Source organism: Sphingomonas sp. (assembly GCF_013816785.1).
Classification (GTDB): Bacteria; Pseudomonadota; Alphaproteobacteria; order Sphingomonadales; family Sphingomonadaceae; genus Sphingomicrobium.
In genome coordinates this window covers 23,093-33,751 of sequence record NZ_JACDDV010000009.1, presented here as the reverse complement: position 1 = coordinate 33,751, position 10,659 = coordinate 23,093, and the positions used below count along the sequence as shown (strand labels likewise).

11 protein-coding genes and 1 tRNA gene are annotated in these 10,659 nt (G+C 63.6%); 6 read left to right on the top strand and 6 right to left on the bottom strand.

Going from position 1 to position 10,659, the window contains the following annotated elements:
• The 4 genes from H0W65_RS03675 to purS all read right to left on the bottom strand — a co-directional run.
• On the bottom strand, positions 1-1,048 hold a 1,048-nt coding region (locus H0W65_RS03675), incomplete at its 3' end, for a DNA cytosine methyltransferase (protein WP_294003962.1).
• A 397-nt stretch (positions 1,049-1,445) separates the two neighbouring features.
• Positions 1,446-1,522 (bottom strand) — tRNA-Arg (locus tag H0W65_RS03670).
• 34 nt (positions 1,523-1,556) lie between these two features.
• Positions 1,557-2,222, bottom strand: coding sequence for a phosphoribosylformylglycinamidine synthase subunit PurQ (purQ, locus tag H0W65_RS03665; RefSeq protein WP_294003960.1), 666 nt, complete (start codon positions 2,220-2,222; stop codon positions 1,557-1,559).
• Positions 2,222-2,455, bottom strand: coding sequence for a phosphoribosylformylglycinamidine synthase subunit PurS (gene purS, locus H0W65_RS03660; protein ID WP_294003958.1), 234 nt, complete (start codon positions 2,453-2,455; stop codon positions 2,222-2,224). Before purS ends, purQ begins: the two co-directional genes overlap by 1 nt.
• Before the next feature lie 143 nt (positions 2,456-2,598).
• On the opposite strand from purS, the gene H0W65_RS03655 reads away from it, so the two are divergent.
• Positions 2,599-2,751 (top strand): hypothetical protein, encoded by a 153-nt coding sequence (locus H0W65_RS03655; RefSeq protein ID WP_294003955.1) that lies wholly within the window; start codon positions 2,599-2,601, stop codon positions 2,749-2,751.
• Between the two features lie 90 nt (positions 2,752-2,841).
• Positions 2,842-3,192: a PaaI family thioesterase gene (locus tag H0W65_RS03650; RefSeq protein ID WP_294004020.1), complete on the top strand. Its 351-nt coding sequence runs from the start codon at positions 2,842-2,844 to the stop codon at positions 3,190-3,192.
• Here H0W65_RS03650 and H0W65_RS03645 read toward each other — a convergent pair.
• Both H0W65_RS03645 and H0W65_RS03640 read right to left on the bottom strand, forming a co-directional pair.
• Positions 3,178-4,305 (bottom strand): acyl-CoA dehydrogenase family protein, encoded by a 1,128-nt coding sequence (locus tag H0W65_RS03645; protein ID WP_294004017.1) that lies wholly within the window; start codon positions 4,303-4,305, stop codon positions 3,178-3,180. The two genes, H0W65_RS03650 and H0W65_RS03645, sit on opposite strands and share 15 nt — an antisense overlap.
• A gap of 8 nt (positions 4,306-4,313) precedes the next feature.
• Positions 4,314-5,465 (bottom strand): acyl-CoA dehydrogenase family protein, encoded by a 1,152-nt coding sequence (locus H0W65_RS03640; protein ID WP_294003952.1) that lies wholly within the window; start codon positions 5,463-5,465, stop codon positions 4,314-4,316.
• Between the two features lie 78 nt (positions 5,466-5,543).
• Between H0W65_RS03640 and H0W65_RS03635 the strand changes: the two genes are divergently transcribed.
• The 4 genes from H0W65_RS03635 (at position 5,544) to H0W65_RS03620 (ending at position 10,646) form a co-directional block, all read left to right on the top strand.
• Complete coding sequence (locus tag H0W65_RS03635; RefSeq protein ID WP_294003949.1) at positions 5,544-6,791, top strand: acyl-CoA dehydrogenase family protein; 1,248 nt, start codon at positions 5,544-5,546, stop codon at positions 6,789-6,791.
• Positions 6,788-7,567 (top strand): SDR family oxidoreductase, encoded by a 780-nt coding sequence (locus H0W65_RS03630; RefSeq protein ID WP_294003946.1) that lies wholly within the window; start codon positions 6,788-6,790, stop codon positions 7,565-7,567. The genes H0W65_RS03635 and H0W65_RS03630 overlap by 4 nt, the downstream gene beginning before the upstream one ends.
• 99 nt (positions 7,568-7,666) lie before the next feature.
• On the top strand, positions 7,667-8,416 hold the full coding sequence (locus H0W65_RS03625) for an SDR family NAD(P)-dependent oxidoreductase (protein WP_294003943.1): 750 nt from the start codon (positions 7,667-7,669) through the stop codon (positions 8,414-8,416).
• A gap of 169 nt (positions 8,417-8,585) precedes the next feature.
• Complete coding sequence (locus H0W65_RS03620; protein ID WP_294003940.1) at positions 8,586-10,646, top strand: 3-hydroxyacyl-CoA dehydrogenase NAD-binding domain-containing protein; 2,061 nt, start codon at positions 8,586-8,588, stop codon at positions 10,644-10,646.
• The last annotated feature ends 13 nt before the right edge of the window (positions 10,647-10,659 follow it).

Here is a 10,659-nt window from a genome sequence, read left to right as displayed (position 1 = left end):
CATCGTCCTTCTCCAACCTCGCGCGTCGATCTTCAGATTCAACCTCGACGATTCGCTCGAACACAGCTTTTGCCAGTAGCGGCGGCACGGCATTTCCGACTTGCTGCTGTTGAAGGCCAATTGAGCCTGAGAAACGGTACCAGTCGGGGAAGGATTGGATGCGCGCGGCCTCGCGTATTGAGAGCCCTCGATCTAACTTGGGGTGGATGAGCATGTTCTTGCGAAAGTTTCCGATCACCACGGACGGCGCGTCGCTTCGGAGTCGACGATAGATGCCGGTGTGGCAACGAGAGCGATCGGCGTAGTTCCGCATTAGGTGCTCAGGTATGTCTTCCCAATTCCCGCCAGCCGGAACATGCCGATAGCGCTCGACGATGTGGGGGGCGTTCTCAGTGACGAGGTTGCCAGTAACTGTCAGCTCCGCTCCCCGGAGACTGCGGGCGTAATCCGATGTTGCGGGCCGAGGGTACAGAAGCTCACACCGTCCCGCACCTATCTCAAGGTCGGGAAGATCGGCGATGGCCTCCTCTACAGTCACTCGCGCGGTTGCCGTCGCCTCTGGGAATTCAAGAGCCCGACCGCGCAGCCGAGCTACGATGAAGAAACGCGAGCGTAGCTGGGGGACGCCGAAGTTGGCCGCGTCTAGCAGGCCGCTCGAAACAGAGTAGCCTAAGCGGCGAAGATCCTCCTCGACCATCGCGGCGAAGCGCCCGCCCTCGGTCTCGAGAATGCCGCGAACGTTTTCGAATACTACCCAATCCGGCATCACCTTACCGACAAATCCCACGAAGGATCGGTATAGCCAATTCTTCTCGTTGGCGTCGCCGCGGGTTCGCTGGTTCGAAGTGGAGAAGCCCTGACACGGAGGCCCGCCGAACACGACAACTGGTTCGTTGCCTCGGGGAAGTGCAACATCCAACACCGCTTGCATATCGGCCCGCATCACGATCGTATCCGGGTGGTTGAGGGCGTAGGTAGCATGAGCGTGCCGGTCGAGCTCAACGGCGAGCGGAACCTTTACGCCCGCGAGTTGCGCTCCAAGCGACATTCCGCCTGCACCCGAAAAGATGTCAATACCCCGCAACCGAGTCGTTCCCCAACTGTGCACCCGCTGGACGAAGCGGTCCGCGCAAAGGGTCGCAGCGCCCTGCGACAAAGTCAACAGGCGGCGTGCGTGCCAGGCCGCGCGGTGGGGACAAATCGCGATCAACAAGGACCATCGAAGCCATATTGCCGAGCCTAACCAGAGTGCCAGTCGTATAAAAAACTGCCCGTCCGAAAATCGCGAAAAATATCCGCGTTTGCTGGAGGAGCTATTAAGGTAGCGAACGAACGCTTGGTCTGAGAAAAAGGTGTTACCCTTTTGCGATCAACTCCAATGCTACCTATTTGCTACTTGGTTGTTTATCATCGTCGTCAGTAACCTCTTAAGTCATTGAAAAGACTGGCGCGCCCGGCTGGATTCGAACCAGCGGCCTCAAGATTAGAAGTCTCGTGCTCTATCCAGCTGAGCTACGGGCGCCCCAATTCGACATCAAGGTGCGGGGCTTATGCGGTCAGGCGACCGCTTCGAGCAAGCCTTCGAACAGCCGTCTGCCGTCGGTCCCGCCATGCGCCGGCTCCAGCGCCCGTTCGGGGTGGGGCATCAGCCCGAGGACGTTGCCGCTTTCGTTGAGAATGCCCGCGATGTTTCGCGCCGAACCGTTGACCTCGCCGGTGTAGCGAAAAGCGATGCGCCCTTCGCCTTCCAGCCGGTCGAGCGTCGCCGGATCGGCCTGATAATTGCCGTCGTGGTGAGCGACCGGCACGGTGATTTCCTCTCCCGCCTCATAGCGGCAGGTGAAGATCGACTGGCTATTCTCGACCCTGAGGCCGACCGGACGGCAGACGAAATGCAGCCCGGCGTTGCGCATCAGCGCGCCCGGCAGCAGCCCGGCTTCGGTCAGCACCTGAAAGCCGTTGCACACTCCGATCACCGGCACGCCCTTGCTCGCCGCCTCGGTCACCGCGCGCATGATCGGCGACCGCGCCGCCATCGCCCCTGAGCGGAGGTAATCGCCATAGGAGAAACCGCCGGGGATGGCGATGAAGTCGGTCCCGGCCGGCAGCTCGGTGTCGCGATGCCAGACCATCGCCGCCTCGCGGCCCGTCACCTCGCGGATGGCGACGGCGAGGTCGCGGTCGCAGTTGGAGCCGGGAAAGACGAGGACCGCGCTCTTCATCAGGCTACCCGTTCGATCTTGAAATTTTCGATTACGGTGTTCGCCAATAGCTTTCGGCACATCGCTTCGATGTCGGTATCGCTGGTCCCCTCGGCCAGGTCGAGTTCGATCATTTTGCCGGCGCGAACCCCCTCGACGCCGTCGAAGCCGAGGCCCTCCAGCGCGTGATGAATCGCCTTGCCCTGGGGGTCGAGAACACCCGGCTTCAGGGTCACGAACACACGCGCTTTCATTGCATTGCCCTTCCTCTGCGGCCGACCCGGCGCCCTATGCCGCCAAGCCCGCACGGCGGCAAGCTTTACCCTATTTTTACCATTTGGGGGCCTAGGCTGTCGCGCGCCGGGGACTGGCCGGCCGATGGTGGGGGATGAGTGATATGATGGTCGCATTGGCCGCCATGATGTTCGTCTGGCTGTTCGGTTGGGGCGCCGACTATTTCCAGTGGGGCGATCCCACCGGGAAGGTCCAGCTCGCCCTGTTCACCTCGTTCGTCCTCGGCATCATCTGCGGCTACAAGACCCGCGGCTAACGCCCTGGGGGATGACGGGAGGGTCAATCGCCGTCTAAGGCTGACGGCGTGACCGAACTTCCGCCTTACGCCCGGCTGCTCAAACTCAGGATGGACGACACGGGCGACGCGCCGCGCTTCGTCATGCCGTTCCACACCGACGTCGTCGGCCGGCCCGGCTTCCTGCACGGTGGCGCGATCGCCGGCCTGCTCGAGTTCGCGGCGTTCAACGCGCTTCGCCTGGCGGTCGGCGACGATGCAACGACGATGAAGCCGATCACCGTCACGGTCGACTATATGCGCGGTGGAATCGAAACCGATACTTTCGCCGAGGCGGTGATCGAGCGGCTCGGCAAGCGCATCGCCAATGTCGAAGCGTTCGCCTGGCAAAGCGATCGGGCCAAGCCGATCGCCTCGGCACGGATCAATTTTCTGCTGGAACGGCCCCTAGTAGCCGCTTAGCCGCGCCACTTCGTTGGCATGAAATCTCGGCCCGCCAAACAATTCCGCGAGCACCGCTTCGCGCTTCATGTAGAGGCCGATGTCATGCTCGTCGGTCATGCCGATGCCGCCGTGCATCTGGACGCCTTCCTGGACGCTAAGCGCCGACACCCGCGCCGCCTTGGCCTTGGCGACCGAGACCATCAATTCGGCGCGCTCGTCGCCCCCGTCGAGCAGCTGCGCCGCCTTGAGCGTGGCCGCCCGCGCGATCTCGATTTCGCCGTAGAGATGCGCCGCGCGATGCTGGAGCGCCTGGAATTCGCCGATCAGCCGCCCGAACTGCTTGCGCTGTTTGAGATAATCGAAGGTCATCGCCGCCGCGCCGGCGGCGACTCCGACCAACTCGCTCGCTGCACCTGCCCGCCCGGCGTTCAATGCACGCGACAGCGGCGCCCAACCCCCGTCGACCTCGCCAACGACTGCGTCGGCATCGACCTCGACGTGGTCCAGCGTCAGCCGCGCCGCCCTAGACGAGTCTGCCAACGCGACATTCTCGACCGCCATGCCCTTGGCGCCGCGCTCGACCGCGAACAGGGTCAAGCCCTGCGCCTCGCCCGGCGACCCTGCCGTCCGCGCCGCGACCAGGATGACGTCGGCGCTGGCACCTTGGACGACGAATTGCTTGACGCCCGACAGCGAGAAACCGTTGCCCGATCGTTTGGCCTCGCAGGCGATCCGCGCCGGGTCGTGATGCCGCACCTCGTCGATCGCCAGGGCCGCGACAGTTTGGCCGGCCACAATGCCCGGAAACCAGCGTGCCGCCTGCGCTGAACCGTCGAGCGCGCGCACGGCCACGACTGCTGTGGTCAAGAAAGGCGAGGGGGTGAGGTTGCGCCCGACTTCCTCCAGCACCAGTCCCGCCTCGACCATCCCGAGCCCGGCGCCGCCCTGGTCTTCCGGGATCAGGATACCGGTCAGCCCAAGCTCGGCGAACTGCTTCCACAAGGCGTGTCCGAATCCGTCCTTGCATCCGCTGTCGCGCCAATGCCGAAGCTGCGCCTTGACCGCGCCCTCCTCGGTCATGAACGGCGTGACGCTGTCCTGCAGCATGCGCTGATCGTCGGTCAGGGTCATCATCTGGGTCAGGCTCCCGGCAGTCGCAAAATATGCTTGGCGACGATGCCGAGCTGGACCTCGCTCGTGCCGCCTTCGATCGAATTGGCCTTGGTCCGAAGCCAATCACGCGCGGCCTTGCCGCCCATCGAACGTTCGCTGTCCCATTCCAGCGTGTCCGACCCGCCGGCGGCGATGATTAGCTCGTGGCGGCGCTTGTTGAGTTCGGTCCCGGCATATTTCATCATGCTCGGCATCGCCGGATGCGCTTCGCCAGCTTTCAGCTGGTCGATGAACCGCTCGCTCATCGCCGCGAACGCGAGGGCGTCGACGTCGAATGCGGCGATTTCGGCGCGGAGCAGGGGGTCGACCTCGCCGACGCTGGCGCCCAACGTCTGCTTCTCGCCAACCAGTCCCATGCCGCTGATCATCTCACGCTCGTGGCCAAGCAGATATTTGGCGACGTCCCAGCCCTTGTTGACCTCGCCGACCAGCTGGTCCCCAGGCACCTTCACATCGTCGAAAAAGGTTTCGCAGAAGGGCGAGTTGCCGCTGATCAGCAGGATCGGCTTGGTCGAAACGCCCGGGCTGTCCATGTCGAACAGGAGGAAGCTGATGCCGCCATGTTTGGTTTCGCTCGACGTCCGCACCAGGCAGAAGATCCAGTCCGCCTGATCGGCATAGCTGGTCCATACTTTCTGGCCGTTGACGAGGTAATGATCGCCACGATCTTCGGCCTTGGTCTGGAGCCCTGCCAAGTCCGACCCGGCGCCCGGTTCCGAATAGCCCTGGCACCAACGGATTTGCCCAAGGGCAATCTCGGTCAGATATTTGGTCTTCTGTTCCTCATTGCCGTACTTCAGCAGCGCCGGGCCAAGCATCGAAATGCCGAAACTGGTCAGCGGCGGCCGCGCCCCGATCGCCGCCATTTCCTCCTTTAGGATCTTGGTTTCGGCCGGACTCAGTCCGCCGCCGCCATACGCCTTAGGCCAGTCAGGCACCGTCCAGCCGCGCGAGGCCATGACGTCCAGCCATTGCTTCTGCGCCGGCGACTGAAACACGAAACTCCGACCACCCCAGCAGGCGTCTTTTTCGGAGCGTAACGGCGTGCGCATTTCCGCCGGGCAGTTTGCCTCCAGCCAGGCGCGTGTCTCGGCGCGGAATGTTTCAAGTTCGGCCATGCTTCTTGCCCTTCGCCGCCCAGAGTCCTAGCCCGTTTTGGGACCAGACCGGGGCGATAAGCAAGCGGAGGCGGCGGCGTGGATTTTGACCTTACGGAACGCCAGTCTTTTTTCCGCGACCGCGTGCGCGACTTCATCGAAACCAACGTCCGGCCGCGAGTCGCAGACTATAAGGATCAGATCGATGCGGGCGACCGATGGCAGCCGATCGATCTGATCGAAGAGCTTAAACCCAAGGCCCGCGCCGCCGGCCTGTGGAACTTGTTCATGCCGCCCGGCGGCGCGTTGCAGCACGTCGACGAGAGCTTCGAATTCGAGGGCGAGCAGCTGACCAACCTCGAATACGCGCTGTGCGCCGAGGAGATGGGGCACATCCTGTGGTCGAGCGAAGTGTTCAACTGCTCGGCGCCCGACACCGGCAATATGGAAGTGTTCCACCGCTATGGTACCCGCGAGCAGAAGGAGCAGTGGCTGGCTCCGCTAATGTGCGGCGAAATCCGCTCGGCCTTCCTGATGACCGAGCCCGGGGTTGCCTCGTCGGATGCGACCAACATCGAATGTCGCATCGATCGCGATGGCGCGGATTATGTCATCAACGGCCGCAAATGGTGGTCGTCCGGCGCTGGCGATCCGCGCTGCAAGGTCGTCATATTGATGGGCAAGACCGATGCGTCCGAGAACCGCTATCGCCAGCAATCGATGGTGCTGGTGCCGATGGACGCGTCTGGCCTGACCATTGAGCGTCACTTGACCGTCTATGGCTTTGACGACGCGCCTCACGGACATATGGAAATTGAGCTTAAGGATGTGCGCGTTCCCGCGTCGAACCTGCTGCTTGGCGAAGGGCGCGGGTTTGAGATCGCGCAAGGGCGGCTGGGGCCGGGCCGCATCCACCATTGCATGCGCATCATCGGCGCGGCCGAGGAAGCGCTGGCGCTGATGGCCAAGCGACTCCAGTCGCGCACCGCCTTCGGCAAGCGGCTTTCCGAGCATAGCGTGTGGGAGCAGCGCGTCGCCGAGGCGCGAGTCGAAATCGATGCAACGCGATTGCTTTGCCTGCTCGCCGCCGACCGCATGGACAAGGCCGGAAACAAGGCCGCCAAGGCCGAGATCGCGATGATCAAGGTCAAGGCGCCCAACATGGCCTTGAAAGTCATCGATGACGCCATCCAGGCGCACGGCGGCGCGGGGGTCAGCCAGGACACCTCGCTTGCCGCCAGCTGGGCCGGCATCCGCACCCTGCGCCTCGCCGATGGTCCGGATGAGGTGCACAATCGCAGCATCGCACTGATCGAGTTTGCGAAGCACGCGGATACGTTCGAATGAGCGCTTTGTTTGACCTCTCAGGCAAGATCGCCATCGTCACCGGATCATCACGCGGCATTGGTCGGGCCATTGCCGAAGCTCTCGCGGATCACGGCGCGAAAGTCGTCATCTCGAGCCGCAAGCAGGACGCCTGCGACGAGGTCGCCGCTACAATCAACGCCTCCCACGGCGACGGCACCGCGATCGCCGTCGCCGCCAGCATTTCGTCCAAGGAGGCGCTGCAGGCGCTCGTCTATGCAACCCGGGCTGCGTTCGGTCGCATCGACGTTCTCGTCTGCAATGCGGCATCCAACCCCTATTATGGGCCGATGGCGGGGATTAGCGACGACCAGTTCCGCAAGATCCTCGACAATAATGTCATCGCCAACCACTGGCTGATTGCGATGGCCGCGCCTGAAATGGTCGAGCGCAAGGAGGGCTCGATCATCATCGTGTCGTCGGTCGGCGGGATGACCAGTTCGACCATGATCGGCGCCTATAATATCTCTAAGGCAGCCGACTTCCAACTGGCGCGCAACCTTGCCGCCGAATTTGGGCCGAGCGGCGTGCGGGTCAATTGCATCGCGCCGGGCCTGATCAAGACCGACTTCGCCAAAGCGCTGTGGGAAAATCCCGAGACGCTGAAAGCGGTGACGCGCGGCACCCCGCTGCGCCGCATCGGCCTTCCGCATGAGATCGCCGGCGCCGCCGTCTACCTCGCCTCCCCCGCCTCGACCTACATGACCGGGCAGGTGATGGTGGTCGATGGCGGCTCGACCATTGGGGTGGGGTTATGATTCTGGTTGTTCCCCGGCGTAGGCCGGGGCCCAGGAGCGCGGAGGGCGCTGCTTGCGCAGCACCCTGGACCTCGGCCTTCGCCGGGGAACGAGGCTAAGATGAGACTCGCTAACAAAATCGCCATCGTTACGGGGGCCCGGTCGGGGATCGGCAAGGCGACCGTCGAGCTGTTCCGGAGCGAAGGTGCCACCGTGGTCGGCGCGGACTTGCACGGCGCCCACGTCGACTGCGACGTGGGGGACGAGGCGCAAGTCCAGGCACTGGTCGACAACACCGTCCGCGATCATGGCAGCCTGGACATTTTCTTCGCCAATGCTGGTATCTCGGGCGGGTTCGACGGCATCTTCGACCAGGACGCCGCGATGTGGACCGAAATCCTGCGCATCAATCTGATCGGGCCATTCCTGGCGATCAAATATGCCGCTCCGGCGATGAAGGCCGGCGGCGGCGGATCGATCATCTGCACCGCCAGCGTCGCCGGGCTTCGCGCTGGCGCAGGCGGGCCTGCCTATTCGGCCTCGAAGGCGGGGGTGATCAACCTGGTCAAGGTCGCCGCGACGCAGATGGTCGGGGCGGGCATTCGCGTCAACGCGATCTGCCCGGGCCTGATCGAGACCGGCATGACCCAGCCGATCTTCGACCGCGCTCGCGACAAGGGGCAGGGCGACCGCATCGGCCATCTCAATCCGATGAAGCGCGGCGGCTTGCCGGTAGAGATCGCCAATGCGGCGCTGTTCCTCGCCTCCGACGAATCCAGCTACGTCAACGGACAGGCGATCACCGTCGATGGCGGCCTGAGTGCAAGCCATCCCTACAACCACCAAAGCTATGGCCGGACTTCGACATGAGCGCCGAAAATCCTGTCCTACAAGCCCGCTTTTTGCCTAGGCTTTTCGCGGTCCAAATTGTCCGCGAGTCGCGCCTTTCGTCAGGCCCGAAGTTTAGACCTGGCCGGAATCGCGCGGTAGCATCAACTTCATCAACTTTATCTCGCGCAAAATCCTGCTGGAGACCCCGATGACCGGCCCGATTTCGACCACTCACCACGGCGATGTCCTGATCGTCACCTCGAACAACCCGCCGGTCAACGCATTGGGCGCGTCGGTGCGGCAAGGGCTGGTCGCGGCAATCGAGCAGGCCGAGGGGGACGAGGCGATCAAGGCGGTGGTCATTCGCTGCGAGGGGCAGACCTTCTTCGCTGGCGCCGACATTACCGAGTTCGGTAAGCCGCCGGTCATGCCGTGGCTGCCCGACGTGGTCGACCGGATCGAAAATTGCTCAAAGCCGGTGATCGCCGCGATCCATGGCACTGCATTGGGCGGCGGGCTCGAAATTGCGCTTGGCTGCCATTACCGTGTCGCGGTCCCCACCGCGAAGCTCGGCGTGCCCGAGGTCAAATTGGGCCTGCTCCCCGGTGCCGGCGGGACGCAGCGCCTGCCGCGCGTCGCGGGCGTGCAGCGCGCCCTAGAAATGGTCACCAGCGGGTCTCCGATTTCGGCGAAGGATGCGTGCGATGTCGGCTTGGTCGACCGGCTGGTCGAGGGCGACCTCGCCCAGCACGCGGTCGCTTATGCCGAGGAAGTGCGCGACATCCGCCCGCTGCCCAAATCATCCGAGCGCGACGACAAGCTGGCCGAGGCGCGCGCCAGCCCGGCGATCTTCGACGAGTTTCGCAAGGCCAATTCCCGAAAGTTCCGCGGCTTCGAAGCGCCCGAGGCCAACATCAAGGCGGTCGAGGCGGCGGTCGCTAAACCCTATGCGGAGGGCGTGATCGACGAACGCAACCTGTTCATGGGGCTGATGAGCGGGACGCAAAGCCGCGCCCAGCAATATTTCTTCTTCGCCGAGCGCAAGGCGGCCAAGATCGACAACATCCCCGAGGACACGCGTCCGCGCGACATCCGCAAAGTCGGGGTGATCGGCGCCGGGACGATGGGCGGCGGCATTTCGATGAATTTCCTGTCGGCCGGGATCCCGGTGACGATCGTCGAAATGGCGCAGGACGCCTTGGACCGTGGCACCGGCGTGATGCGCAAGAATTACGAAGCGACCGCCGCCAAGGGCCGAATGACCGGCGAACAGGTGGAGCAGGCGATGGGCGCGCTGACCCCGACGCTCGATTTCGAGGCGCTAGCCGATTGCGATCTGGTCATCGAAGCGGTGTTCGAGCAGATGGAGGTCAAGAAGGAGATTTTCGGCCGCCTCGACGGAATCGTGAAGCAGGGCGCGATCCTCGCCTCAAACACCAGCTATTTGAACGTCGACGAGATCGCCGCTTCAACCTCGCGGCCGCAGGATGTCGTCGGCCTCCACTTCTTCTCGCCTGCCAACATCATGAAGCTGCTGGAAGTTGTGCGCGGGGCGAAGACCGCTCCCGACGTAGTGGTCACCGCGATGCAGCTGGCCAAGCGGATCAAGAAGGTCGCGGTGGTCGCCGGCGTGTGCCACGGCTTCATCGGCAACCGCATGCTGATGCCGCGTCAGGTCGAGGCCATCAAGCTGCTGTTGGAGGGCGCATCCCCCGAGCAGATCGACCGCGTCCATGTCGAGTTCGGTATGCCGATGGGGCCGTTCCAGATGGCCGATCTGGCCGGGGTCGACATCGGCTGGCACCGCGACAAGGAGCGGATCGAGAATATCCGCGATGCGCTGTGCAGCATCGACCGATGGGGCCAGAAGAAGGGCGCCGGATTCTACGACTATGACGACAAGCGCCGCCCGTCACCGTCGCCGGTCGTTCAGCAGATTATCGAGGATTTCGCGTCGAAACAGGGCATCACACGGCGCGACATCGACGATCAGGAAATCGTCGAGCGCACCCTCTACACGATGGTCAACGAGGGCGCGAAAATCTTGGAAGAAGGCATGGCGCAACGCGCGTCGGACATCGATGTCGTGTGGATCTACGGCTACGGCTGGCCGGTCTATCGCGGCGGCCCGATGTTCTGGGCCGACACCGAGGGGCTGCAGAAGATCGTCGATGGTCTGAAGGCGCAGGAAGCGCGGATGGGGAGTGACTTCAGCTTTAGCCGGCTGTTGCTCGACAAGGCCGCCAAGGACGAGAAATTCACGCGCTAACGGCGGCAACCGG